A 24,016-nucleotide genomic window follows, 5' to 3' on the forward strand; every position below is an offset into this window, starting at 1 on the left:
CCGGCCGTGGCGCCACGTTGAAGCCGAGTACGCCGGCGACGACGAGCACCAGCGCCACGGCCAGCCCGGGCCCGATCGCCTCACCGAACAGGGGTACGGCGACCACGGCCGTGACGACCGGGCTGAGCGCGCCGCCGACGGCCGCGACACCGCTGCCCAGGGCGCGAACGGCGTGGGTGTAGCACAGTGTCGAGAGCAGGCCGGTGCCGATGCCCTGGAGGACGACGAAGCCCAGCAGGTCCGACCCACGCACCGCACCGGTGATCAGGTGCGAGGGCGCGGTGCCGCTCAGCACCGCCGCCAGGCCGGCGACCGTCGAGCCCGCACACACCGCGACGACGATCTCCAGCGGCTGCAACGAGGTCCGCTGCAGTCCCAGCGTGTAGACCGCCCACACCGCGCCCGCCAGCAACAGGACGGCGATCCCGCCCGGCCCCGCGCCGTCGCCGATCATCGTCGCGCTCGCGGCGACGCCGGCCACGATCGCGCCGAGCGCGGCCCAGGCCCGCCGGGGCACCCGGCGCTGACCGAGCAGCAGCAGGGTGACGAACAGCGGCACCGTGCCCGGCACGAGCAGCCCGGTCAGCCCGGCGCTGGTCAGCCGCGCGCCGAGCGCGAACAGCAGGTAGTGCGGCAGGCCGCCCGCCAGCAGCAATGCGAAGGTCGCGGACCGCTCCCGGGCGAGGGCCCGGAGGGTGCGGGGGAGCAGGGGCGCCAGCGCCAGGAGGGGCACGGCGAAGCGCACCAGCGCGGCGTCGTACTCGGTCAGCGTGGACCTGCCGATCGCCCGTGACGACAGCGCGAAGGACGCCCACAGGAGCACGGTCGCCGCGAGGGCGGCGTACCCCGATCTCGTCGTCGTGCTCTCGTTCACGGCGGCAAGATTAGAGAAAGCAGAGCGGCATACGATTGCCGAAAATGCCTCACCAGGACCGACCTGTAGCAGGATCTGCCACGTGACCGCCCTCGATGCCATCGACCAGCACATCCTCCTCGAGCTGCAGCTCGACGGCCGCCTCACCAACCAGGAGCTCGCCGACCGGGTCGGGCTCTCTCCCTCGCCCTGCCTGCGCCGGGTCCGGGCGCTGGAGCAGGCCGGGGTGATCACCGGGTACCGCGCCGTCGTCGCCCCGGAGACCGTCGGACTCGCCATCACCGCGTTCGTCCGGCTGACCCTGTCCTCGCACGCCTCCGAGGTCGTCGACGCGGTCGAGCGCGAGCTGCGGGACGTCCCCGAGATCACCGAGGCCTACCTGCTGGCCGGCGACGCGGACTACCTGGTCAAGGTCGTTGTCGCGTCGTTCCCGGCCTACGAGGCGTTCCTGCGCGACCGCCTCCGGGGCATCCCGTCGCTCGCGTCGATCGAGACCACCTTCGCCTTCGGTACGACGAAGGAGGTCTCGCCGCTCGCGGTCAGCTGACCAGCGCCGGCTCCTGGGCGGGAGCCGCCGTGGCGACGGCCGGGCGGGCGCGCCGCGGCCACGCCCTCTCACCGAGCAGCACCAGCACCGCCGGCAGCACGACCAGCCGGATGACCGTGGCGTCGATGAGGATCGCGGCGGAGAGCCCGACGCCCATCATCTTCATTTCCATCATCGACAGGGTCGCGAAGATCGCGAACACCGAGACCATCACAGCGGCGGCGCTGGTGATCACGCCCGCGGTGTCGGCGATGCCTCGGTGCACGGCCTCGCGGGCAGGCAGCCCGCGGTCGACGAGCTCACGGATCCGGCTGAGGACGAACACGTGGTAGTCCATGGACAGCCCGACGAGCACGACGAGCACGAAGATCGGGATCCACTCGATCACGAAGCCGGGGCTGGTGAAGTCGAGCAGGTCGGCACCGACGCCGTGCTGGAACACGACCGACAGCAGCCCGAACGCGACCCCGACCGACGCCAGGTTGAGCACGGTGGAGACCAGGCCGAGCAGCACGCTGCGGAAGGCCAGCACCATCATCACCATCGTCAGCAGGAGCACGAACCCCAGCAGCCACGGCATCCGCTGGTCGCGCTGGTGGTTGTGGTCGAGCGACTCGGCCGCGCCGCCGCCGACCGCCCACGAGCTGTCGGGACCGAGCCGGTCGAGCGCGGCGGGTGCCAGGTCGGAGCGCAGCCGCTCGATGGCGGTGGTGGCGCGGTCGTCGGACTCCTCGTAGGGCAGGGGAAGGTCCACGACCGACGTACCGCCGTCCGTGGAGGTGCGCACCTGCACGCCGTCAGTGGCGAAGGCGTCCTTGCCGGCGGTGGCGGCCAGCCGCTCGAGCGCGGCCTGCGCCTCCCCGGGTGCGGCGCCGGTGACGACGACCTGCGCGGCCGTGCCCTCGGCCGGGAACGCCTTCGTGATCGCCCGCAGGGTCTGCACCGCGGGGATGTCGGCGGGCAGGGTCTCGATGCTGGCCTGGTGGGTCTTCATCCCGAACGCGGGTACGGCGAGCGCGACGATGCCGATCGAGGAGACGACCAGCGCGGCGACCGGGTGCCGGACCACCGGGCCGAGGACGCGGCCGCTGACCGTGCCGGTGGGAACGCGCCGCGTGAGCCGCCACAGCAGCGGCAGGCGGGGCCGGTCGACCCAGCGGCCGAGCTTGACGAGCAGCGCCGGGAGCACGGTGATCGAGCCGAGGACGGCGACCGCGACGACCAGGATCGCGCCGGTGGCCAGCGAGTTGAACGTGACGTCGGAGAGCACGAACAGTCCCGCGAGGGCGGCGATCACGGCTCCACCGGAGACGAGGATCGCGTGGCCGGAGGTCTCCGCGGCGATGGCGACCGCGTCCAGCGTCGTCCGCCCGGCGGCACGCTCCTGGCGCTCCCGCTTGAGGTAGAACAGCGAGTAGTCGACGCCGACGGCCATGCCGATCAGCACGATCATGCTGAGCACGGTCGACTCGGCCGGCACCAGCCACGAGATGGGTGCGCTGATGCCGATCGTCGCGGCCACGCTGGTGGCGGCCAGCAGCACCGGCAGCCCCGCGGCGATCAGGGCGCCGAAGGCCAGCAGCATCAGCACCAGCGTGATCGGCAGGCTGATGAACTCCGCCGAGTGCAGGTCCTCGCCGACCCGGTCGTTGATCGCCTCGTCGATGGTGACGTCGCCTGCCTGGGCGACGACGAGGCCGGGGTGCGCCTCCTGGACGGCGGCGGTGACGGCGAGCAGCGGAGCGGCGTCGACCTCGTCGGACGTCAGCTCGACGGGGACCAGCAGGGACGTCCCGTCCGCGCTCGGTACGACGTCACCGACGCCCGCCACCCCGGGCGCCCTCCGCATCCGGTCGGCGACCTCGGCCGCCGCGGCCTTCCCGTCGGCGGGCAGCGTGCCGGACCGGGCCTGGACCAGCACGCTCTCGGACGGCGGCTGGTCGAGGCCCGCCCGGTCGATCAGGGACTCGGCGCGACCGGACTCGCCGACGCGGTAGTCGGCGTCCTTCACGTCGTTGGTCGAGACCGTGGCAGCGAGGCCGACGGCGATGACGACGAACGCCAGCCAGGCGCCGATCGCGCGCCACGGGTGGGTGGCGCTCCAGCGGGCGGCCCGGGTGGGCAACGCACTCAGGGAGAGGGACATGACGAGCTCCTGCGGGAGAGAGGGAGAGTGGCTCCAGCCTCCCGAGGCAGGCCCTCGCGGTCAGGGGTGGAGCGTCCCGGCCAGCAGTGGTGCCTGCACCACTGCACGATCAGGCCCGGTCGGTGAGGATGGAGCCGTGCAGCCTGTCCCCATCCGTCGCGCCGGCCCCCTCAAGGTCACCGGTGCCGCGACCGCGCAGGTCCTGCTGTTCGTGCCGGTGATCGTGGTGTTCGTCCTGGTCGTGGTGAGCAGCGTGCTGACGGTCGTGTGGATCGGGATCCTGCTCCTGCTGGGGGTGCTGCCGCTCGGCCGGCTGATCGCCAACACCCACCGGAGGATGGCGGCCGCGGTGCTGGGAGAGCCGGTGCCGGCGCCGTACCTCCCCCTGCCGCCGGGACCACTCCCCGGCCTGCGTGCCCGGGCCCTCGACCCCGCGACCTGGCGCGACCTGCTCTGGATGCTCTGGGCGATGACGGGCGGCATCGTCCTCTCGCTCCTGGTGTTCCTGCTGATGGTCGCGGTCGTCACGCTGCCGCTGTGGTGGTACGGCGCCGTCCCGCTGATGCGTGCCCGGTCGTGGGTCGACCGCGCGATCCTCTCGCCGGGGCGCACCGAGGCGCTCGAGCGCCGGGTGCACGACCTGACCACCTCCCGCGCCGTCGTCGTCGACCACTCGGCGGCCGAGCTGCGCCGCATCGAGCGCGACCTGCACGACGGCCCGCAGGCCCGTCTGGCCGCGGTCTCCCTCAGCCTGGGCCTGGCCGACGACCTCTTCGAGACCGACCCGCTGGCCGCACGGAAGCTGCTCAACGAGGCCCGCGGTACGTCGTCCACCGCGCTCGGCGAGCTGCGCGACGTGGTGCGCGGCATCCACCCGCCGGTGCTGGCCGACCGCGGCCTGACCGGCGCCGTGTCCGCGCTGGCGCTGGACATGGCCGTGCCGGTGGAGCTGGCTCTCGACGTACCGGACCGGTTGCCCGCTCCTGTCGAGTCGGCGGTCTACTTCGCCGTCGCCGAGTGCCTGGCCAACACCGCGAAGCACGCCGGCGCCGCCCAGTCCTGGGTGACGCTCCACCACGACGGAACGGTGCTGCGGGCCGAGGTCGGCGACGACGGCCGCGGCGGCGCGGACCTGCACACCGGATCCGGACTTCCGGGGGTGGCTGCGCGGCTCGCGGCCTTCGACGGCATCCTGTCGGTGTCAAGCCCCGCCGGCGGTCCGACCGTCGTGACCTGGGAGGTCCCGTGCGCCCCCTCCGCGTAGTCCTCGCCGAAGACCACGCGCTCCTGAGGGCGGGCCTCACCCAGCTCCTGGAGGCCAAGGGCTTCGAGGTGGTGGCCGCGGTCGACAACCTCACCGAGCTCGAGCGTGCCCTCGACGACCCGAGCGCCGAGGCGGCGGTGGTCGACGTACGGATGCCGCCGACGTTCACCGACGAGGGCCTGCGCGCCGCCATCGCCGTCCGCGCGCGGCGGCCGGGCTTCCCCGTGCTGGTGCTCTCGCAGTACGTCGAGCAGCTCTACGCCCGCGAGCTCCTCGCCAGCGGCGAGGGCGCCGTCGGCTACCTGCTCAAGGACCGCGTCTCCGACGTCGCCGAGTTCGTCGACGCCCTCCGCCGGGTGGCCGGCGGTGGCACCGTCCTCGACCCGTCGGTGGTCGCCGCCGTCCTCGACCGCCGCAAGGACACGCCCGTGGACCGGCTGACCGAGCGGGAGCGTGAGGTGCTCGCGCTGATGGCCGAGGGCCGCGCCAACGCCGGGATCGCGCAGGCGCTGGTGGTCAGCGAGAAGGCCGTCGCCAAGCACATCAACAGCATCTTCGCGAAGCTCGACCTCCCCACCGACACCGACGACCACCGCCGGGTGCGGGCGGTGCTGGAGTGGCTGCGGTTCTGAGCCGTCAGCGACACGGCAGCCCAGTCGCGACCCGAGTTCGGTCCTCCGAGTGCGTCGGAGCAGGTCGTCAGTGTCCGGCCGAGGCCGCAGCCTGGGCGTCGCCGTCCGCATCGAGCGAAGCCTCCGTCGCAGCCTCGTCGGCGTCCGGGCGCGGCGTGAATGAGCCTGGGATCTGCCCGGGCCCGGGCTCTGTGGGTCCTTGGTCGAGCCGGAACGGCGGGTACTGGTCGGTCATCAGGGCCACGTAGGCGATCACCCGGTAGGTCCAGCGGTTGAGGCCGATGAGCAGGTCGAACAGCGACGAGGGATAGCGACCGGTGAAGAGGAGCAACAGGCCCGCGGCGAAGGTCAGGGCGCCGATCAGGCCTCCCGCGGACAGCCGCGCGCCGTCGTTCCCGAACGTCCATCCCCACGTCCCGGAGAGGACCGACAAGACGATGAGATGGGGCAGGGCGAGCAGCCACGACTTGACGAGCACGAGGCGGCGGGAGAGGCGCTCGGGGTAGGCGACGTCGAGGTCTGCGGGGTAGTCGCGTGCCGTCAGGCTGAACGGTGGGTACCGGTCGGTGCCGAGGGCACTGGTCGCGTAGAAGGCGACGCGCCACGACCAGCGCAAGATCCCCACATTGAGGTCGAAGATGCTTCGGGGGTAGCGCTCGGTGAAGAGGATGGACGCGAACGCGACAACCGTGAGCACAGCGAAGACCAGCCAGAGCGCAGCCAGGATCACGAGGTGGGGGAGCACGAGCACCCACTTGACCAGCCACAGGCCCCGACTCAGGTGTGCGTCCTGGATCCCGGTGACCCGCACCGGCGAGACCTCGAAGCCGCTCGGTGGTGTCTCGTCTGCGGTCAGGCGTGTCCCCGGTCGCGCAGGCGGTGCGCCCGGGGACGCCGACCCCGCACCACGGACGAGGAGCAGAGCACCGGCCGCGACGAGCGCCAGCCCGACCAGGACCAGACCCGCCGCGAGCGGGGTCAGCAGGGCGAGTCGGCCGCCGGCCACCACGTCCACGTCGACACCGGCGGTGCCGTCCGCGTTCATGACGACGACGGTGTACGTGCCCGGGCGGAGGTCCCAGGTCAGCTCCTGGGAGCCGCCACCGGACGCCTGCGCCGTCCAGAATCCCTGCCGCGTCGGTGCCGGTGCGGAGTCGGCGTCTCCGCCGTGCCGCGTGAGGGTGTAGCGGAACGGGTCGTTGTCGGTGATGTCGGTGATCTCGTCGTAGGGTGCGTCCCTGAGGTAGGCCGCGACGGCGTCGCTGGGGCCGATGCCGACGAACACCGGCCTCGGTTCGCGTGAGGTGACGCGCAGGCGCACGGTGGCGACGTCCCGGTCGGCCCACCAGTCGTCCGGACCGAGATCGCCCAGGTCCAACGCGCGCGTCGTCAGTGCCACCGAGGGCGAGCTGATGTGCTCGGTGGGTGTGGTGAAGAAGCCGTCGCCGTCGCGCTGGGTCATCAATGCCCAGCCCAGGGCGAGGCCGCCGACGAGGAGCGGCACGCCGACGAGTGAGAGCAGCGCGCCGACGATCATGAAGCCGGGGCGGTTCCTAGGCTCGGCCGTTCCTGCGCGGCGATCCCCGCCGGTCGGACCTGCCGGTCTGCTCGAGCCGTTCATGTGCCCTGCCTCCTGCCTGCTCGACCTGCCCGCTCCCACGGACGCGCACGATGCGCACTGCCACAGACACCGTGGCAATGACGAGCGGGCCCAGGTAGGGCCGAACGACCCGTCGCGAAGGGTCGACGGTCGCAATGACCCGCGATACTCGTCCCATGAACCCGGTCGACATCGCCGAGCCGCTGCGGTCCCGCTGGAGCCCGAGCGTCTTCGACGCCACCCACGAGCTGACCGACGCCGAGATCACCCGGCTGCTCGAGGCGGCCCAGTGGGCGCCGAGCTCGGGCAACCGCCAGCCGTGGCGCTATGTCGTCGCGCCGCGCGGAAGCGCCCAGCACGCCGCGTTCGTGCCGCACCTGAGCCGCGGCAACTCGGGCTGGGTGCCACGTGCCTCGCTCGTGCTCCTCTCGGTCGTCGAGCTGGGCCAGGACGGGGTCGAGCTGAGCGACGTGCTGATCCCGACCCACGACGTCGGGCAGGCCTCGGCCCACATCACGCTGCAGGCGCAGGCGATGGGCCTGGGCGCCCACCAGTTCGGGGGATTCGACCACGACGGCGCGGCTGCGGCGCTCGGGATCCCCGACACCGCTCGGCTGCTGGCGGGCATCGCCGTCGGTGTCCGCGGCAACCCCGCGGAGGTGTCCGAGCGCGATGCTGAGCGCGACCACCGGGAGCGGCACCGCCGCCCGCTCGCCGAGACGGCGTACGGCGCCTGGGGGGTGGCCTGGCCCGGCCTGGCCCCGTCCGGGCCGACCACGGCCGAGCGCCACTGAACGCGACCGACATGACCGACGTGACCGACGAGGAGGGCCGGCGCGGCGGGGTTCTCCTCGCCCTGGTGGTGGTCGCGCTGATCGTCAACCTGCCGCTGGCGCACTTGACCTGGCAGCGCTGGGAGCTGTCGCGCGACGGTGTGGAGGTCAGCGCCGAGGTCACGGCCACGAACGTGCTGCGGGCGCGCACCGACCCGCACTACGTCGTCCGGTTCCGGCTGCCAGAGATGGTCGACCCGCGGCGTCGTACCTGGCCGGCCGAGGTCGACCACGCCACGTGGCGGGCCGCCGAGGACACCGGCGAGATCGGCGTCCGGGTGCTGCCCGACAAGCCGGCGGTGCAGCGCGTTGAGGGCGCCCGCTCCTCCGCGGTCGGCTACGTCGTCATCGGGGTCGTCGACCTGATCGTGCTCCTGCTGGGGCTGCTGCTCTGGCGCCAGCGCCGCACCCCGCGTGCCACACTGCCTGCATGACCTCCCTCCACGACTTCAAGGCCACCGCGATCGATGGCCGGGAGACCGACCTGGCGTCGTACGACGGCACCGTGGTCCTCGTCGTCAACACGGCCTCGAAGTGCGGGCTGACCCCGCAGTTCCAGGGCCTGCAGGAGCTGTACGACCAGTACGGCGACCGCGGCTTCACGATCCTCGGCTTCCCGTGCGACCAGTTCGCCCACCAGGAGCCCGGCACCGAGGACGAGATCGCCGAGTTCTGCCAGCGCAACTACGGCGTCTCGTTCCCGATGTTCGCGAAGATCGACGTCAACGGGAAGGACGCCCACCCGCTCTACCAGTGGCTGAAGAAGGAGCAGGGCGGGCTGATCGGCGGCGGCATCAAGTGGAACTTCACGAAGTTCCTCGTCGGCCGTGACGGTGCGGTCCTCGACCGCTACGCCCCGACGACCGAGCCGGCCAAGCTCGCCGGCGACATCGAGAAGGCGCTCGGCTGACGTTCCATTGCCCCCGAACCGTTCGATCGAACGGTTCGGGGGAATCTGACGCGCAAACGTCCCCCGAACCGTTCGATCGAACGGTTCGGGGGACGTCAGGCGGGGCTGATCAGACCCCGGCCAGCTGCTTGTCGCCGTCCAGGTCGTCGTCCAGGTCATCAGACCGGGCGCCGACGTGGACCGGAGCGGAGTCGCGCTCGAGGGACTCGCCCTCGACGTCGACGGCCGGCAGGATCCGGTCGAGCCACTTCGGCAGCCACCAGGCCTTCTCGCCGAGCAGGTAGAGCACCGAGGGGATGAGCACCATCCGCACCACGAAGGCGTCGAACACGATGGAGACGGCGAGCGCGAAGCCCATCGACTTCACCACGGCGGTGTCCTCGAGGATGAAGCCGGAGAACACGGCGATCATGATCGTCGCGGCGGCGGTGACCACCCGGGCGCTGTTGCGGAACCCGTCGACGACGGCCTCGTGGGTGGGCAGGCCGTGGACGTGCGCCTCCCGCATCCGGGTGACCAGGAAGACCTGGTAGTCCATCGCGAGGCCGAACACCACGCCGATCAGGAAGATCGGCATGAAGCTCACGATCGGCTGGCCCTCGAACAGCCCGAGCGCGCCCTCCTGGAAGATCGCGACCGTCGCGCCCAGCGTGGCCAGCACCGAGAGCAAGAAGCCCAGGGTGGCGGTCAGCGGGATCAGGATCGAGCGGAACACCAGCACCAGCAGCACGAACGCCAGGCCGATGACGACGGCGAGGTAGATCGGCAGCGCGCTGTTGAGCCGGTCCGACACGTCGGTGGTGATCGCGGTGAGGCCGGTGACGCCGACGACGGTGTCGGTCTGGTCCTCGATCCCGCCCTGCCCGTCGCGCAGCGCCTGCAGCAGGTCGAGCGTCTCGGGCTCGTCCGGTCCGGACGACGGGACGACCTGGATCATCGCGCCGGTGCCGGTCCCGACCGGCGCACCGGACGCGTCGCGCTCGGCGTTGGTGGCGACCAGGTCCGCGCTCTTGACGTCGTCCTGACCAGCGGCCCACGCGACCACCCGGTCGAAGGCGGCCTGGCGCTGGTCGTCGTCGGCGATCTTGCGGCCGTCGACCACGACGAGCAGCGGGCCCTCGCGGCCGGGGCCGAACGCCTCGGTCATCAGGTCCGATGCCTTGCGCTGCGTGGTGTCGGTGGGCGAGGTGCTGTCGGTGGGGAAGGCGAGGTACATCTGCGAGATCGGCGCGGCCAGCGCACCGAGCAGGACGACGACGCCGAGCACCCAGGCGACGGGCGCCTTCGCGAGCATCTGCGCCCACCGCACGCCGTTGTTGTGGACCCGGCCGTGCTCGTCGCGCTTCGGGGCGTACTTGCGCACCTGCCCGGCGAAGGACTTCGACTTGGTCAGGCCCAGCAGCGCGGGCAGCAGGGTCAGCGCGACCAGCACCGCCACGAACACGGTCGCGGCCGCGGCCAGGCCCATGGCGGTCAGGAACGGGATGCGTACGACGGCCAGTGCCGACAGCGCGATGAGGACCGTGAGGCCGGCGAAGACGACCGCGCTGCCCGCCGTACCGACGGCGATCCCGGCCGCGTGGGCGCGGTCCTTCGTGTGGTGCAGCTCGGTGCGGTAGCGGGCGAGGATGAACAGCGTGTAGTCGATGCCGACCGCGAGGCCGATCATCGTGGCCAGCATCGGGGTGCTGGAGCCGATGTCCATCAGCGCGGTCATGGCGGTGATGCCGGTCATGCCGAGGCCGACGCCGAAGACCGCGTTGAGCAGCGGCATGCCGGCGGCCATCAGCGAGCCGAAGGTGAGGACCAGCACGACCAGGGCGATGCCGAGACCGATCAGCTCCGACGAGCCGCCCGGCGGCTCCATCACGGCCATGCCGGGGCCGTTGGCCTCGGCGACCAGGCCGGTCTCCGCCGTGGTGTCGGCGAGCAGGTCCTCGAGGTCGTCGATGGTGGTGGTCTTCAGGTCGGACGGCGAGTCGACGTCCCACTCGAAGGACATGGTGCCGATCCGGGCGTCCTCCGACAGGGTGGAGAACGCGGCCGGCATCCCCTCGCCGGCCGCGGCGGGCGCGACCAGGCCGGGGTTCTCCTCGCCGGTCTGCGGCAGCGTCGGTACGCCGTCGATCAGCTGCTGGATCGCCGCCTGGTACGCCGGCTCGGCCAGGGTGTGGCCCTTCGGTGCGGCGACGACGAGGTTGACCGACGCGTCGTCGAAGGCGTCGCCGGACTCGGGGAACAGCTCCTGCTGGATGTCGGCGGCCTTCTCCGAGGGGATCCCCGGGATGGAGAAGGCGTCGGTCATCGGCTTGGAGAAGGCAGCGGCGAGGCTGCCGAGGACGACGGCGACGAGCAGCCATCCGGCGATGAAGAACGGCCACCGCCGGTAGGCGGTCGAGCCGAGACGGTAGAGCAGGCGGGCCATGGGGTCTCCTGTGGGCCTGGTTGGGCGTGCTGGGGAAGGTGCTCAGCCGAGCGCCGCGCGGGCGTCGGCGACGGAGTTGTCGAAGTGCTGGGCGAAGGTGAGGCTGCGGTCGGCGGCGGTCCGCTCGAGGGCGTCGTCGAAGAAGGTGATGAGCAGGCGCAGGAACACGCGCACCTTCTCGCTCGGGAAGTCGGCCCCCTCGCGCTGGCGGATGCAGTCACCCAGCAGGGCCGCAGCGGACTCGAACCGCTGGTGCACGAGCTGGATCAGCCGCGGGTCGTTCATCACGGCGTCGCGGACCGCGGCCAGGTGCTGGTCGGAGTCGGCCCGCTCGCGGGTCGCCTCGTGGGCCAGCACGATCAGGTCGTCGAGCAGCCGGCCGGTCGGGCCGCCCCCGACGAAGGTCGCGACGAGCTCCTCGTCGACGTCCGGCTCGGGACCGAGGACGACCTCGGCCTTGCCGTCGAAGTAGTTGAAGACCGTCCGCCGGGACACGTCGGCCGCGGCCGCCAGGTCGTCGATGGTCCAGCCGTCGAACCCGTTGTCGAGGGTCAGTCGGACGGCGCACTGCTGGAGGCGCAGCGCGGTCTGGTACCGCTTCGCCTCACGCCTGTTGCACAGATCGACCATGAGTGCATCTTTGCACTTTGGTGGGACTCAGTGCAACTTCGTGACGGCCGTCACGCCGCTCCCGCGTGGGCCCGGGCGGACGGCGTACCGCGCCCGACGATCGCCGGCGCCTCGCGCACCAGCCCGTCGTCGGTGAGGGCGGCGACCATGAACAGCGCGAAGTCGGTACGCCGGGTCAGGTTGCTCGCCAGCACCGGGTCGCCGACGTGGCGGGCCCAGACCGGCAGTCCCTCCGAGGGCCCCTCCTCCAGGTCGCTGCCGCGCACCACCGTCCATGCGGTGTCGCTGGCGAAGATCCGCTCGCACGCGCGGACCTGGTCGTCGATGTCGGCGAACCGGACCGCGCGGGCCACGACGGTGAGGGCGCGCACCATCAGGCGGAACCGCCGGCTGTAGCGGTCGCGACCGTCGCGGGTGATGTGCCACCCGCACGAGAAGACCAGGCGGGCGCCGGGCTCGGCGTGGTCGAGCACCGCCTGCGCGGTGCCGGAGGAGTAGTCGTGCACGCCGAACGGCACGAGCACCACGAGGACGCCGTCGCACCCGGCGACCGCGCGGGCCACGACCTCGCGGTCGTCGGTGCGGCCGGGCACCACGGTGATCCGGTCGGAGAGGTCGGCCAGCTTGCCGACGCTCTCGGGGCGGCAGACCGCCGTGACGTCGTACCCGCGCTCGAGGCAGTGCCCGATCAGGTACCGACCGAGCTTGCCGGAGCCACCGATGATGCAGACCTTACGCATGTAAGGGAAGGTAGCAGCCGACCTTACGGGTGTAAAGTGCCGCGCGTGCCCCGCCCCCGGACCCCGCTCTCGCCCGAACGGATCGTCGTCGCGGCGGTCGAGGTCGCCGACCGCAGCGGGCTGGCAGCCGTGAGCATGCGCAACGTCGGCAAGGCGCTCGGCGTCGAGGCGATGTCGCTCTACCACCACGTCCAGGGCAAGGAGGCGCTGCTCGACGCCCTCGTCGAGTGGGTCTTCACGGGCATCGACCTGCCGGAGCCCGCCGAGCCCTGGCGTACGGCGATGTACCGACGCGCCGCGTCCGCCCGCGACCGCCTCGCCGCGCACCCGTGGGCGGTCGGCCTCATCGAGTCACGTACGGCGCCCGGCCCGGCCCTGCTGCGCCACCACGACGCCGTCCTCGGCAGCCTGCGCGGCGGCGGCTTCTCGGTCGCCGACGCGGCGCACGCGTTCTCGGTCATCGACGCCTACGTCTTCGGCTTCGTCCTGACCGAGGTCAACCTGCCGTTCGACTCACCGGCCGACGTGGAGGACATCGCGGAGGGGATGATGGCGACGATGCCCGAGGGCGACTACCCGCACCTGACCGAGCTGATCCTCAGCCACGCGCTGCAACCGGGCTACGACCACCGCACCGAGTTCGGCTTCGGGCTCGACCTCATCCTCGACGGCCTCGAGCGGCTGGTCGAAGGCGCTGGTTCGCCGGTTTGACGGGGGTTCTCGCGGATACGATCCAGAGCCCGTCCCCCTTCCCCGGAGCACTCGTTGACCGTCTTCCTCGTCCTCGGCATCGCCGGGCTCGTCCTGCTCGCGCTGTCCCTGGTGGTCGGCGACCTGCTCGACGGCGCGTTCAACGCCCTCGAGGCCGACTGGATCTCCTCGGCCGTCATCGGTGGCTTCGTGTCCGCCTTCGGCTTCGGCGGCGCGGCGAGTGATGGCGCCGGCCTCCCGGTCGCGGCCTCGCTCGCCATCGGCGGCGGCTGCGGCCTGGTCGTCGGCTGGTTCGCGTGGTGGCTGACCCGGCTGCTCAAGGACAGTCCCAGCGACGGCACGGTCTCGATCGGCGACAGCGTCGGCCTGGTCGCGAAGGTCGTCACCGACATCCCGGGCGACGGGTACGGCGTGGTGCGGGTCGTCGTCGGAGGCCACCCGATGCGCCTCAACGCCAGCGCCCACCGCCCCATCGAGGCGGGCGCCGAGGTCAACGTGACCGGCGTTCTCTCGCCCACCGCGGTCAGCGTGACCGAGGTGTGGCAGTCCTGACCGGACGCCGACCCCTCCCCTCCAGGCTTCCTCTCCTCACACCCCTCGGAAAGAACGGAATGCGATGAACACCGCCGTCCTGGTGCCGATCGCCGGCATCGTCGTCCTGCTTGTCCTCCTGGTGCTGCTGGTCACCAGCCGCTACAAGGTGGCCGGCCCCAACCAGGCCTTCATCATCACCGGCCGCAAGGGCAAGGCGGTGATCAACCCGGAGACCGGTGAGCTCACCACCGACCTGTCCGGCCAGAAGGTCGTGCTCGGTGGCGGCGTCTTCGTCATCCCGTTCGTGCAGAAGCAGGCCACCATGGACCTGTCGAGCCGCCGGATCTCGGTGCAGATCCGCGGCGCCGTGTCCGGCCAGGGCATCAAGCTCAACCTCGACGGCGTCGCGATCGTGAAGGTCGGCGGCAACGCCGACCAGATCCGGCTCGCCGCGCAGCGCTTCCTCTCGCAGCAGGCCGACATCGAGCCGTTCACCCAGGAGGTGCTCGCCGGTGCGCTGCGCTCCATCGTCGGCGGCTTGACCGTCGAGCAGATCATCCGCGACCGCGCGGCGTTCGCCCAGCGCGTCGCCGACGAGTCGGAGTCCTCGCTCACCGGCCAGGGCCTGATCCTCGACGCCTTCCAGATCCAGGACGTCACCGACGACGGCACCTACCTCGCCGACCTCGGTCGCCCCGAGGCCGCCCGGATCCAGCAGGCCGCGGCGATCGCCGAGGCCAACGCGCGCCAGGCCGCCGAGCAGGCGCAGATCGCCGCCGAGCAGGAGATCGCGATCGCCCAGCGCACGCTCGCGCTCAAGCAGGCCGAGATCAAGGCCGAGACCGACGCCGCGTCCGCGCAGGCCGCCGCGTCCGGCCCGCTCGCCCAGGCCGAGCGCGACCAGGCGATCTTGTCCGAGCAGGAGAAGGTCGCCGTCCAGCAGGCCGCGCTGACCGAGCGTCAGCTCGAGACCCAGGTCCGCAAGCCGGCCGACGCCGAGCGGTACCGCGTCGAGCAGGAGGCCGAGGGTCGTCGCAACGCCGAGATCGCGGCGGCCGACGCCCGCAAGGCCGCCACCATCGCGGCCGCCCAGGCCAAGGCCGAGGAGACCAAGCTCAGCGGTGAGGCCGAGAAGGGCCGGCGTGCGGCGCTCGCCGAGGCCGAGGCCATCGAGGGTGCCAAGCGCGGTGAGGCCGAGAAGGCCCGCCGAGTGGCGGAGGCCGAGGCCACCCGGGCCGAGGGTGAGGCGCAGGCCGCCGCGACCCTGGCCGTCGGCCAGGCCGAGGCGGAGGCGATGGACAAGCGCGCCGAGGCGTTCGCGCACTACAACGACGCCGCGGTGCTGCAGATGCTCATCGAGGTGCTCCCGCAGATCGCCAAGGAGGTCGCCTCCCCGATCGCCGCGATCGACCAGCTCACGGTCCTGTCGACCGACGGTGCGGGCGCGCTGCCCAAGCAGGTCACCGACAACGTCGCGCAGACCCTGCAGATGCTGAAGACCTCGACCGGCCTCGACCTCGACGCCCTGATCAAGAAGTCGGTCGGCAAGGCTGCCGGCGGCGGCGACGACGTCGTCCCCGGTGAGCTGGACGGCACTCCCTCCGCCTGACCTGGGCGAGGCAACTACCGGATTCGTCGCTCAGCGTCGCGCACTGCGACGAATCCGGTAGTTGCGACGTCGCTCAGGAGCCGGGCCGGACCAGCCCGTGGTCGTAGGCATAGACGATCGCGGCCGGACGGTCGCGCAGCCCGAGCTTGGTGAAGATCCGCCCGACGTGGCTCTTCACGGTCAGCTCGGAGATGACCAGCTCGGCCGCGATCTCGCCGTTGCTGCGGCCGACCGCCATCGCGCGGAGCACCTCGAGCTCGCGGGCGGTCAGCGGGTCCACGCCGTCGGCGGCGCGGGCGACCGGGGCGGGAGCGAAGGTCCGGAACCGGTCGAGCACCCGCCCGGTGACGGCCGGGTCCAGCCAGCTGCCTCCCTCGGCGACCGTGCGGACCGCGCGGATCAGGTCGTCGGCGGAGGAGTCCTTGAGCAGGAAGCCTGCCGCACCGGCGCGCAGCGCGCCGGACAGCATCTCGTCGTCGTCGAAGGTCGTCAGCACCAGCACCGGCGGGCCGCCGGCCTCGACCACGGCGCGGGTCGCGGTGATCCCGTCGACGGTGCGCATCCGCAGGTCCATCACGACGACGTCGACACCGGACTCGCCCAGCCGGGCCAGGGTGGCCGGCACCTCGCCGCCGTCGGCGCACTCGGCGACGATCTCGAAGCCGTCGCGCCGGCGCAGGATCCGGCGCAGGCCGGAGCGCACCAGCTCCTGGTCGTCGACGAGGACGACCTTCACCACGAGGTCGCTCACGCTGTCTCCATCTTTCCGAGGGTTCGCCCGCAGGGCAGCTCGAAGCCGGGTCCGGTCCGCGCCGCCCCCAGCCGTACGTCGACCACCCAGTCCCCACCCGCCGGCCCGGCGACGAGCCGGGCACCGAGCTGGGCCGCGCGGGCCTGCATCCCGGCCAGGCCGGAGCCGAGCCCGTCGGGCCGCGGCCGGCCGGCAGGCAGGGGGTTCGAGATCTCCAGGCGCGCGCGGGAACCGGTCACCGCGAGCCGCATCCGGACCGGGGCGTCGCCGCCGGCGTGCTTGACCACGTTGGCCAGTGACTCCTGGGCGATCCGGTACAGGCCCAGCCCGGCGGCGGCCGGCAGGGAGTCGGGGTCGCCCTGCTCGTCGTACTCCACCGCGAGGCCGGCGTCGGCCATCTCCCGCACCAGGGCGGCGATGTCGGCCGCGCCGGGCAGGGCGTGGCGCTCGGAGGTGCCGTCGGCCATCGCGCTCACCGCACGGCGGATGTCGGCCATCGCGCGCCGGCCGACCTGCTCGGCGTCGGCGAGCGCGGCATCCACCTCGGCGACGGCCTCGGCGGTCTCCGCGGCGCTGGCGGCCTCGCCGACGTCGCGGAGCGCACGGCGGGCACCGGTGACCTGGAGCAGCGAGATGCTCAGGGAGTGCGCGACGAGGTCGTGGATCTCGCGCGCGATCCGCTCGCGCTCGGCCGTCGTCGCCCGCTCCCACGCCTGCTCCCGGGCCCTCCGCTCGGCGATCAGGGCGCGCATCTGCCACAGCAGCATCGCTCCGATCACGAAGCCCAGCAGCAGCTCGAAGGTGTAGAGCGGGGCACCGACCAAACCCGGCCGGATCGCCGCGCCGATGAGCACGACCTGGCCGATCGCGGCGACCGAGAGGCCCTCGCGCAGGCCGTCGCGGGCGGTGATCTCCGCCGTCGCGAGGCCGAGCAGCACGGGGGCCAGGTCGAGCACGCCGTCGGGCGGCCGCGACAGCAGCAGCGCGGCGGCGAGCACGCTGCCGGCGCTGTCCGCCCACCACGGCAGCCAGCGGTGGGTGGTGAACTGGAGCAGCGGCGAGATCATCACGAGAGGCACGCAGACCAGCAGTGGGTCGAGCGGCCAGAGCGCGTCGCGCAGCGCCAGGGCGACGACCACCGAGACCAGCTGCCCCAGGTGGGAGGCCAGCGGCACCCACCAGGGGTAGAGGATCTGGTGCCGTTCGAGGTTCGACTCGATCCCGGCGCGCAACCAGCGCAGCATGACGACAGCCTAGGGAGCACGGCGACCGCGGTCATCCCGCCGCGGGAGGCTGCTCGGCTCCTCCCCTGGTAGGAGTCCAGGTGCCTGCCGTCGTCCGATGTCCGGCCGCCGCTGCGCGCCTACCTTCGATGCATCCCCCGAAGACATCCACCCGACAGAGAGGTCGGTGAGGACGATGACCTGGACCGAGACGCACCGTCGCTGGCAGGCACTGCGCGCGATCGAGCAGGACCTGTGGTCCGCCGAGCGGCCCGAGCTGCCCTGGAACGACGAGCTCGCGCTGATCTTCGGCGACCGTGACGGCCTGCGGGCCGCACTGCGCTACCGCTGGCGGCTCGCGGTCAGCACCCAGCTCGACACGCACCTGCCCGAGCGGGTCCTCGAGGAGCAGCGCCGGGTCCTTGCCGAGCGCGCCCGCGGCGTCCTCGCCGTGCTGGACAACGGGACCGGCGAAGAGTTGGGTACGACGCATGCGGTCGCCTGATCTCGCCCGTGCGGTCGACCTCCCGCGGTCCTTCACCGCGTGGGCATTGGCCCACGGGCTGCAGCGCTCCCTCATCCAGCGTGGTGCCCGCAAGGGTGACCTGATCAGCCGGATGGTGATGGACCCGGCCCTGCGGGTGGACCCGTTCCCGGCGTACGAGGAGCTCCGCGGCCGTGGCGTGATCAGCGCCAACGACCTGATCTCGGCCAGCGTCGACCACGCGGTGTGCAACGAGGTGCTGCGCAGCGACGCGTTCGGCACCGCCGGCGGCCAGGGCGAGCTGCCCAAGCCGTTGCAGTGGCTGCACCACAAGGTGATCGACCCCGACACCCTCGGTCCCGTCGACCCGCCGTCGATGCTGGCGGTCGACCCGCCTCTCCACACCCGCTATCGCAAGCAGGTCGCCCGCGCCTTCACCGCCCGCAAGGTCGGCCGGATGGGCGACCGGGTGAGCGACGTCGCCGGCGACCTGCTCGACGACCTGGCCGGGGTCGAGGACTTCGACCTCATCGAGCGCTACGCCTCCCAGCTGCCGGTCACCGTGATCGCCGACCTCCTGGGCGTTCCGGAGAACGACCGCGACCGGCTCCTCGTGCTCGGCAACGAGGCCGCAGTGACCCTCGACCCCGGCCTGTCCTGGCGCCAGTTCCGCCGTGCGGAGGTGGCGCTGCGCGAGATGCACACCTGGTTCCGCGGCCACGTCGAGCGTCTCCGGGCCAGCCCCGGCGACGACCTGATCAGCCAGCTGATCCGGCTCGAGGGCCCGGACCGCCTCGACACCGTCGAGCTGCACCAGGTCGGCCTGCTCGTGCTCGCCGCCGGTTTCGAGACCACCGTCAACCTGATCGGCAGCGCGGTCGCCATGCTCGACGGGCATCCCGAGCAGCTGCGCTGGCTGCAGGAGAACCCCGACGGCTGGGGCAACGCGGTCGACGAGGTGCTCCGCCACCAGTCGCCGGTGCAGCTGACCCTGCGGATCGCGTTGCAGCGCACGGAGGTCGCGGGCAAGGTCTTCGAGCCGGGACACGGGATCCTGCTCTACCTCGGCGGTGCCAACCGCGACCCCGCCGTGTTCAGCGACCCCGGCGCCTTCGACGTCACGCGCGCCAACGCCGACCAGCACCTCGCCTTCTCGGCCGGCGTGCACTTCTGCCTCGGCGCGAGCCTGGCCCGGTTGGAGACGGCGGTCGCGCTGCGCGCCCTGTACGAACGCCACCCCGACCTGCACGTCGCGGGGCGCCCCGAGCGCCGCGGCACCCGGGTGCTGCGCGGGTTCGAGCGCCTGCCGGTGCGGACCACGGCGCGGGTGCCGTCCTAGGAGGTCAGTCCGGCATCGCCGAGAAGTGCTGGTGGTCGACCGGGTCGTGCCACCGCCCTCCCCAGTACCAGCCGATCGCGTCGAACGACGCGACGACGGGGTCACCCTCGCGCAGCACGCCGGGACGCGCGGCCGAGCGGTCGAGAAAGGGCACCGAGCCGTCGTGGGTGGTGCGCCCGTGCAGCACGTACGGGTTCTCCAGCGGGTTCACGTCGATCGCCCGGCCGTAGGCGTGGTGCGACCAGGTCGCGCTCGACCCGGTCTTCGCCCGGCAGTTGAAGGCCGAGGTGTTGTCGGCCTCGATGGAGGCGAAGTCGTCGCCGCCGTACGCCTCGATCGGGCGCATCCGCCGGATCGGGAAGCCGAGGTCCCACAGCTGCTCGAACACCTGTCGTAGGTCAGCGACGGTGTCGCGGTGCACCACGAGCCGTCCGGTACGCCGCCGCCCGGCGAAGTCGTGGAACGCCAGCCGGACCACCCGCAGGTCGGTGAGGGGGACCGGGCAGCCGGGGTGCCAGGTGACCCCGCGCATCGCCGCCTGCTCGGCGTCGGTGAGCCGGCGGCTGCTCGACGTGAAGCCGGCCGGCGCCGGGTCCGGGGTCGGCGTCGGGCTCGCCGTCGTGACCGGCGCATCCTCCGGCGCCGGCGCGGGCGTCGTGGCGACCGGGTCCGCCGTGCACCCCGCCGTCGCGAGGGCCGCGAGGGCCGTGAGGGTGAGGGCCCGGCTCCTCAGCACGCGGGGACCGTGCCGTCGAGGTGGAGCAGTGCCACCCAGTCGCCGTCGGTGGTCCGGGCCCAGCGGTCCGAGCTTCGCCCCAGGCTCTGGGAGGACACTTTCTCGCCGTGCTCCCAGCACACGACCTCGTGCACGCTCTGGTCGTCCCAGCGCTCGCTGTGGCCCTGGGCGTCCCGGGCCTCGGCATCGTCGGTCGACGGGCCGGTGCGGACCTGGAGGTAGCAGCTGCCGTCGCCGCACGTGTCGTGCACCCGCACCTCGACCGCGGCCGGCTCCTCGGGCGGGGTCGGGTCGGACCGGGTCGTCGACACCCCACCCACCTCGCCGGTGTCGGCCGTGGTGGCCGTCGAGGAGGGGGTTCTGGGCGTGGCCGCCCGCGGGTCGTCGTCTCCCGCCCACGGCCGGAGCACTGCCGCCGCGACGCCGATCACGACCAGCGCCACCAGACCCGCGGCCAGGGTGATCCACCCGGCCCGAGCGGACCGCCCGGACCGCCCGGACCGCCCGGACGGTGCGGCCGGCGGCGGCGTGTCGACCGGCCCCGTCAGTGGAGGCGTGGGCGTCGGGAACGACGGCGGTGGCGGTGGTGGCGGCACGGCCTCCCCGGCCGGCCGGACCGCGAGCCGTCGTACGTCCATCGGCACCGCGGCCAGCACGTGGTCCAACGCCACCCGCATCGCGTCGACCGAGGCGAACCGCTCGGCCGGGTCCTTGGCCATCGCCTGCAGCAGCACCCCGTTGAGGTCCTCGACCCACGGCGCGTCGGCGGCGAGCTGGCGCACGGGCGCCTCGAGGTGCTCGCGGGCGAGCACGAACTGGGTGCCGACGTACGGCGTCGTGCCGGTCAGCATCGTCCAGAGCAGGCAGCCGAGCGCGTAGACGTCGGTGGTCCGGGTCGCCGGGGCGCCGCCGAACCGCTCGGGGGCGAGGTAGGGGAAGGTGCCGATCACCGCGCCGGTCGCGGTCAGGCCCTGGTCGGGCTCGGTGTCGCGGGCGATCCCGAAGTCGCACAGGTAGGCGAAGGGCGCGTCCGCGCTGCCGGTGACCAGCACGTTGCTGGGCTTGATGTCGCGGTGCAGGACGCCCGCGCGGTGGGCGTCGGCCACCCCGGAGGTGATCTGTACGGCGAGCGCGAGCGCGGTGCCGACCGGCAGCGGCCCGCCCTCGAGCCGCTGGGCGAGGTCGGCGCCGGCGACCAGCTGGGTCGCGATGAACAGCGAGCCGTCGACCTCGCCGTGGTCGAGGACCTGGATGATGTGGGGGCTGTCGAGGCGGACCAGGGTCGCGGTCTCGTGGAGGAAGCGGGTGCGGTACTCCTCGTTGCCCGCGAGCTCCGGCGCGATCACCTTGAGCGCGACCCGGCGGCCGATCCGGGTGTGCGTGGCGGCGTACACCACGCCCATGCCGCCCCGGCCGAGGACGCCGTCGACCTGGTAGTCGCCGAAGGTCTCGCCCTCGCGCGGGTAGCCCGTCATCACGACCCCCTCCTGCCCGCTGGTCCGGCCCCCATTCTTGCGCCTGTGTCGTGTGACGGCGGACACTTTACATCTGTACCCCTCTTGTCAAAGCACTTTACAAGTCATACGGTTCTGTCAAACGGCAGTGCTGCCGGAGTGCGAGGAGGCCAGACGATGACCGGACCGACCATCGGTGCCACCGTTCCCGTGGGATCCACGGAGCAGTGGCGCGACAAGAAGCGCTACCTGTGGCTGTGGGGCCTGATGGTCCCCGGCTTCGGCGTGCTCTTCGCCCTGGCCTACATCGCGACGGGCGGGTGGTGGGGCTTCACCCTGGTCGCCCCGTTCCTGGTCAACTTCCTGATCCCGCTGCTCGACCTCGCGATGGGCACCGACCAGAGCAACCCGCCGGACGAGGTCATCGAGGAGCTCGAGAACGACCGCTACTACCGCTGGGTCGTCTTCGCCTACGTGCCGATGATGTTCGCGCTGGTCTTCGCCGGCTACTACATCATCGGCGAGGGCAACCCGGTCGCCTGGCTGCTCAACCACGTCGGCCTCGGCGACTGGGGCGACGCGCACCTGAGCGCCAACCTGATGGCCGACCACCTCGAGCTGCCGTGGTGGGAGAAGGCGCTGTGGGCGCTGTCGATCGCCGGCGTCGTCGGCATCGGCATCAACACGGCCCACGAGCTCGGCCACAAGAAGGAGTCGCACGAGCGCTGGCTCGCCAAGATCACCCTCGCGCCGACCTTCTACGGCCACTTCTACATCGAGCACAACCGCGGCCACCACGTCCGCGTCGCGACGCCCGAGGACCCGGCGTCCTCCCGGCTCGGCGAGAGCCTGTACCGCTTCTGGCCGCGCACCGTCTGGGGCTCGCTCAAGAGCGCGTGGGAGGTCGAGGCCAAGCGCTACCGCCGCAAGGGCACCCACCCGTTCCACGCCGGCAACGACGTGCTCAACGCATGGGCCATGTCAGTCGCGCTCTGGGCCGCCGTCATCGCGCTCAACGGCTGGAGCGTCGCGGTCTACATCCCGATCACCGTCGTGTTCGGCTTCTCGCTCCTCGAGGTCGTCAACTACCTCGAGCACTACGGCCTCAAGCGGCAGCGGGTCGGCGAGAAGCAGCGCTACGAGCGGGTGCTGCCGATGCACAGCTGGAACAGCAACAACATCGTCACCAACATCTTCCTCTACCACCTGCAGCGCCACAGTGACCACCACGCCAACCCGACCCGGCGCTACCAGGCCCTGCGCGACTTCAAGGAGTCCCCGGCCCTGCCCACCGGCTACGCCGGCATGATCAACCTCGCGCTGATCCCGCCGCTGTGGCGCAAGGTGATGGACCACCGGGTGGTCGAGCACCTCGACGGCGACGTCACGCTGGCCAACATCGCTCCGGGCAAGGAGGCGGCGTACCTCGCCAAGTTCCCGCCGCCGGTCGAGCACGCGCTCAAGACCGAGGACCTGTTCGCCCAGAGGTTCGTCGGCGAGGTGCTCGCCGCCAAGTGCCCCGGCTGCTCCTACGTCTACGAGGTCGCCGCGGGCGACGAGCACGAGGGCTTCGCCGCCGGCACCGCCTGGGCCGACATCCCGGACGACTGGTGCTGCCCGGACTGCGGTGTCCGCGAGAAGATCGACTTCATCCCGTTCGACCCCGAGAAGGTGCAGGCCTGACATGAAGATCGTTGCTGACCTCGACAGGTGTGAGGGCCTCGGCATGTGCGAGGCGATGGCCAACGACTACTTCGAGGTGGACGAGGACGAGGACAAGGTCAACGTCCTCGACGACTCCCCCGAGGAGAGCGACCGGGCCCACGTGTACGCCGCCGTGCAGGCGTGCCCCGTGCTCGCCCTGACCCTCGAAGGCTGAGCGGACACCGATGTCCCTCCTCGCCGACCGGACCCGGGCCCTGGTCGACCGGGTGGCTACCCTCACGGGGGTGGCCACCCTGACGCTCCGCGACCGCCTGCTCGAGGCGGCTGTCGAGCTCACCACCAGCGCGGGCTGGGCGAAGGTGACGATGGCGCGGCTGGCCGACGAGGTCGGCGTCAGCCGGCAGACGGTCTACAACGAGATCGGCACCAAGAACGACCTCGCCGAGGCGATGGTGCTGCGCGAGCTGGACCGCTTCCTGGCCGGGGTGACCCGCTCCTTCGACGAGAACCCCGACGACCTGGTGGCGGCGATCCGCGACTCGGCCCGCCGGGTGCTCAAGTACGCCCAGGACAACGCGCTCCTGCACGCCGTCGTCTCGGCGACCCATGGCGCCGACACCGAGCTGCTCCCGCTGCTGACCACCCACTCGGAGTACCTCCTCGAGGGAGCCAAGCTCGTGGTCGCCGACCGGGTGGCGGCGTACGACGTCGACCTGCCGCCGGAACGCCTCGCCGCCAGCATCGACATGGTCGTGCGGCTGGTGCTCAGCCACGTCATGCAGCCCTCGGCGGACCCCACTCGCACAGCCGGCGACATCGCGTGGATCGCCGAACGCGTTCTGCGCTGATCGCCCACGTACTACCCTCGCCTCGGGAGATGCCGGGAGATCCCGGCGGAGGGAAGAGGTC

At 72.2% G+C, this 24,016-nt stretch carries 23 protein-coding genes and 1 pseudogene; 14 read left to right on the top strand and 10 right to left on the bottom strand.

Translation table 11 applies throughout. The features are described 5' to 3' along the window. Positions 1-31: 31 nt before the first annotated feature. Positions 32-988: pseudogene (locus QI633_RS27580) on the bottom strand (DMT family transporter); the annotation flags it as partial. On the opposite strand from QI633_RS27580, the gene QI633_RS00300 reads away from it, so the two are divergent. After that, on the top strand, positions 957-1,421 hold the full coding sequence (locus QI633_RS00300; RefSeq protein WP_141796473.1) for an Lrp/AsnC family transcriptional regulator: 465 nt from the start codon (positions 957-959) through the stop codon (positions 1,419-1,421). The pseudogene QI633_RS27580 and the gene QI633_RS00300 sit on opposite strands and share 32 nt — an antisense overlap. On the opposite strand, the gene QI633_RS00305 is transcribed toward QI633_RS00300, so the two are convergent. Beyond that, on the bottom strand, positions 1,414-3,567 hold the full coding sequence (locus tag QI633_RS00305) for an MMPL family transporter (RefSeq protein ID WP_282427745.1): 2,154 nt from the start codon (positions 3,565-3,567) through the stop codon (positions 1,414-1,416). The genes QI633_RS00300 and QI633_RS00305 overlap by 8 nt on opposite strands. A gap of 136 nt (positions 3,568-3,703) precedes the next feature. Here QI633_RS00305 and QI633_RS00310 point away from each other — a divergent pair, with 136 nt between their 5' ends. Together QI633_RS00310 and QI633_RS00315 are read left to right on the top strand one after the other, a co-directional pair. Next, positions 3,704-4,831 carry a sensor domain-containing protein gene (locus QI633_RS00310; protein ID WP_222117685.1) on the top strand — a complete coding sequence of 376 codons (1,128 nt, stop codon included), beginning with the start codon at positions 3,704-3,706 and terminating at the stop codon, positions 4,829-4,831. Further along, positions 4,813-5,463 carry a response regulator transcription factor gene (locus QI633_RS00315; protein ID WP_222117684.1) on the top strand — a complete coding sequence of 217 codons (651 nt, stop codon included), beginning with the start codon at positions 4,813-4,815 and terminating at the stop codon, positions 5,461-5,463. Before QI633_RS00310 ends, QI633_RS00315 begins: the two co-directional genes overlap by 19 nt. A 67-nt stretch (positions 5,464-5,530) precedes the next feature. Here QI633_RS00315 and QI633_RS00320 read toward each other — a convergent pair whose 3' ends face one another. Beyond that, complete coding sequence (locus QI633_RS00320; protein ID WP_282427746.1) at positions 5,531-7,000, bottom strand: DUF4389 domain-containing protein; 1,470 nt, start codon at positions 6,998-7,000, stop codon at positions 5,531-5,533. A 239-nt stretch (positions 7,001-7,239) separates the two neighbouring features. On the opposite strand from QI633_RS00320, the gene QI633_RS00325 reads away from it, so the two are divergent. From QI633_RS00325 to QI633_RS00335, 3 genes are read left to right on the top strand one after another with little or no spacing between them, the layout of a single operon-like run. Further along, a complete protein-coding gene (locus tag QI633_RS00325) occupies positions 7,240-7,857 on the top strand; it encodes a nitroreductase family protein (protein ID WP_260805674.1) in 618 nt (205 codons plus the stop codon). A gap of 11 nt (positions 7,858-7,868) precedes the next feature. Beyond that, positions 7,869-8,330 carry a DUF3592 domain-containing protein gene (locus QI633_RS00330; protein WP_282427747.1) on the top strand — a complete coding sequence of 154 codons (462 nt, stop codon included), beginning with the start codon at positions 7,869-7,871 and terminating at the stop codon, positions 8,328-8,330. Continuing rightward, positions 8,327-8,806 (top strand): glutathione peroxidase, encoded by a 480-nt coding sequence (locus QI633_RS00335; protein ID WP_141796470.1) that lies wholly within the window; start codon positions 8,327-8,329, stop codon positions 8,804-8,806. Before QI633_RS00330 ends, QI633_RS00335 begins: the two co-directional genes overlap by 4 nt. A gap of 109 nt (positions 8,807-8,915) precedes the next feature. On the opposite strand, the gene QI633_RS00340 is transcribed toward QI633_RS00335, so the two are convergent. Genes QI633_RS00340 through QI633_RS00350 form a run of 3 tightly spaced genes read right to left on the bottom strand, consistent with a single transcriptional unit; the run spans position 8,916 to position 12,601 of the window. After that, positions 8,916-11,231 carry an MMPL family transporter gene (locus tag QI633_RS00340; RefSeq protein ID WP_282427748.1) on the bottom strand — a complete coding sequence of 772 codons (2,316 nt, stop codon included), beginning with the start codon at positions 11,229-11,231 and terminating at the stop codon, positions 8,916-8,918. A 42-nt stretch (positions 11,232-11,273) separates the two neighbouring features. Further along, complete coding sequence (locus QI633_RS00345; protein WP_282427749.1) at positions 11,274-11,861, bottom strand: TetR/AcrR family transcriptional regulator; 588 nt, start codon at positions 11,859-11,861, stop codon at positions 11,274-11,276. A gap of 50 nt (positions 11,862-11,911) precedes the next feature. Continuing rightward, positions 11,912-12,601 (bottom strand): NAD(P)H-binding protein, encoded by a 690-nt coding sequence (locus QI633_RS00350; RefSeq protein ID WP_141796467.1) that lies wholly within the window; start codon positions 12,599-12,601, stop codon positions 11,912-11,914. 45 nt (positions 12,602-12,646) lie between these two features. Between QI633_RS00350 and QI633_RS00355 the strand changes: the two genes are divergently transcribed. From QI633_RS00355 to QI633_RS00365, 3 genes are all read left to right on the top strand, one after another. Further along, entirely contained in the window at positions 12,647-13,312 is a 666-nt protein-coding gene (locus QI633_RS00355; protein WP_141796466.1) for a TetR/AcrR family transcriptional regulator, read from the top strand. A 54-nt stretch (positions 13,313-13,366) separates the two neighbouring features. Continuing rightward, positions 13,367-13,864 (top strand): hypothetical protein, encoded by a 498-nt coding sequence (locus tag QI633_RS00360; protein WP_282427750.1) that lies wholly within the window; start codon positions 13,367-13,369, stop codon positions 13,862-13,864. A gap of 64 nt (positions 13,865-13,928) precedes the next feature. Next, a complete protein-coding gene (locus QI633_RS00365; protein WP_141796464.1) occupies positions 13,929-15,455 on the top strand; it encodes a flotillin family protein in 1,527 nt (508 codons plus the stop codon). Positions 15,456-15,528: 73 nt separating this feature from the next. Here the strand turns inward: QI633_RS00365 and QI633_RS00370 are convergent, their stop codons facing one another. Both QI633_RS00370 and QI633_RS00375 read right to left on the bottom strand, forming a co-directional pair. Then, a complete protein-coding gene (locus QI633_RS00370) occupies positions 15,529-16,206 on the bottom strand; it encodes a response regulator transcription factor (protein ID WP_141796463.1) in 678 nt (225 codons plus the stop codon). Then, positions 16,203-17,450, bottom strand: a complete 1,248-nt coding sequence (locus QI633_RS00375; protein ID WP_282427751.1) for a histidine kinase — start codon at positions 17,448-17,450, stop codon at positions 16,203-16,205. The genes QI633_RS00370 and QI633_RS00375 overlap by 4 nt, the downstream gene beginning before the upstream one ends. Positions 17,451-17,625: 175 nt before the next feature. On the opposite strand from QI633_RS00375, the gene QI633_RS00380 reads away from it, so the two are divergent. Both QI633_RS00380 and QI633_RS00385 read left to right on the top strand, forming a co-directional pair. Beyond that, a complete protein-coding gene (locus QI633_RS00380) occupies positions 17,626-17,934 on the top strand; it encodes a hypothetical protein (protein ID WP_141796461.1) in 309 nt (102 codons plus the stop codon). Beyond that, a complete protein-coding gene (locus QI633_RS00385) occupies positions 17,921-19,252 on the top strand; it encodes a cytochrome P450 (protein WP_282427752.1) in 1,332 nt (443 codons plus the stop codon). Before QI633_RS00380 ends, QI633_RS00385 begins: the two co-directional genes overlap by 14 nt. A gap of 4 nt (positions 19,253-19,256) precedes the next feature. Here QI633_RS00385 and QI633_RS00390 read toward each other — a convergent pair whose 3' ends face one another. Together QI633_RS00390 and QI633_RS00395 are read right to left on the bottom strand one after the other, a co-directional pair. Then, positions 19,257-19,988 carry a M15 family metallopeptidase gene (locus tag QI633_RS00390; RefSeq protein WP_282427753.1) on the bottom strand — a complete coding sequence of 244 codons (732 nt, stop codon included), beginning with the start codon at positions 19,986-19,988 and terminating at the stop codon, positions 19,257-19,259. Further along, positions 19,982-21,463 (bottom strand): serine/threonine-protein kinase, encoded by a 1,482-nt coding sequence (locus QI633_RS00395; protein WP_282427754.1) that lies wholly within the window; start codon positions 21,461-21,463, stop codon positions 19,982-19,984. Before QI633_RS00395 ends, QI633_RS00390 begins: the two co-directional genes overlap by 7 nt. Positions 21,464-21,619: 156 nt before the next feature. Between QI633_RS00395 and QI633_RS00400 the strand changes: the two genes are divergently transcribed. The 3 genes from QI633_RS00400 to QI633_RS00410 are packed head-to-tail and all read left to right on the top strand — an operon-like array spanning position 21,620 to position 23,955. Further along, positions 21,620-23,125 carry a fatty acid desaturase gene (locus tag QI633_RS00400; RefSeq protein WP_282427755.1) on the top strand — a complete coding sequence of 502 codons (1,506 nt, stop codon included), beginning with the start codon at positions 21,620-21,622 and terminating at the stop codon, positions 23,123-23,125. Between the two features lies 1 nt (position 23,126). Further along, positions 23,127-23,321 (top strand): ferredoxin, encoded by a 195-nt coding sequence (locus QI633_RS00405; RefSeq protein WP_107777861.1) that lies wholly within the window; start codon positions 23,127-23,129, stop codon positions 23,319-23,321. 10 nt (positions 23,322-23,331) lie between these two features. Then, positions 23,332-23,955 carry a TetR family transcriptional regulator gene (locus QI633_RS00410; protein ID WP_141796457.1) on the top strand — a complete coding sequence of 208 codons (624 nt, stop codon included), beginning with the start codon at positions 23,332-23,334 and terminating at the stop codon, positions 23,953-23,955. Positions 23,956-24,016: the final 61 nt, after the last annotated feature.

The sequence above is a fragment of the Nocardioides sp. QY071 genome (genome assembly GCF_029961765.1).
In the GTDB taxonomy this organism is placed as follows: Bacteria; Actinomycetota; Actinomycetes; order Propionibacteriales; family Nocardioidaceae; genus Nocardioides.

Coding starts and splice junctions, on each gene's coding strand:
- QI633_RS00305 (WP_282427745.1), bottom strand. CDS start 3,567: ATGTCCCTCTCCCTGAGTGCGTTGCCCACCCGGGCCGCCCGCTGGAGC.
- QI633_RS00320 (WP_282427746.1), bottom strand. CDS start 7,000: ATGATCGTCGGCGCGCTGCTCTCACTCGTCGGCGTGCCGCTCCTCGTC.
- QI633_RS00325 (WP_260805674.1), top strand. CDS start 7,240: ATGAACCCGGTCGACATCGCCGAGCCGCTGCGGTCCCGCTGGAGCCCG.
- QI633_RS00330 (WP_282427747.1), top strand. CDS start 7,869: ATGACCGACGTGACCGACGAGGAGGGCCGGCGCGGCGGGGTTCTCCTC.
- QI633_RS00335 (WP_141796470.1), top strand. CDS start 8,327: ATGACCTCCCTCCACGACTTCAAGGCCACCGCGATCGATGGCCGGGAG.
- QI633_RS00340 (WP_282427748.1), bottom strand. CDS start 11,231: ATGGCCCGCCTGCTCTACCGTCTCGGCTCGACCGCCTACCGGCGGTGG.
- QI633_RS00345 (WP_282427749.1), bottom strand. CDS start 11,861: ATGGTCGATCTGTGCAACAGGCGTGAGGCGAAGCGGTACCAGACCGCG.
- QI633_RS00350 (WP_141796467.1), bottom strand. CDS start 12,601: ATGCGTAAGGTCTGCATCATCGGTGGCTCCGGCAAGCTCGGTCGGTAC.
- QI633_RS00365 (WP_141796464.1), top strand. CDS start 13,929: ATGAACACCGCCGTCCTGGTGCCGATCGCCGGCATCGTCGTCCTGCTT.
- QI633_RS00375 (WP_282427751.1), bottom strand. CDS start 17,450: ATGCTGCGCTGGTTGCGCGCCGGGATCGAGTCGAACCTCGAACGGCAC.
- QI633_RS00380 (WP_141796461.1), top strand. CDS start 17,626: ATGACCTGGACCGAGACGCACCGTCGCTGGCAGGCACTGCGCGCGATC.
- QI633_RS00385 (WP_282427752.1), top strand. CDS start 17,921: ATGCGGTCGCCTGATCTCGCCCGTGCGGTCGACCTCCCGCGGTCCTTC.
- QI633_RS00395 (WP_282427754.1), bottom strand. CDS start 21,463: ATGACGGGCTACCCGCGCGAGGGCGAGACCTTCGGCGACTACCAGGTC.
- QI633_RS00400 (WP_282427755.1), top strand. CDS start 21,620: ATGACCGGACCGACCATCGGTGCCACCGTTCCCGTGGGATCCACGGAG.
- QI633_RS00405 (WP_107777861.1), top strand. CDS start 23,127: ATGAAGATCGTTGCTGACCTCGACAGGTGTGAGGGCCTCGGCATGTGC.
- QI633_RS00410 (WP_141796457.1), top strand. CDS start 23,332: ATGTCCCTCCTCGCCGACCGGACCCGGGCCCTGGTCGACCGGGTGGCT.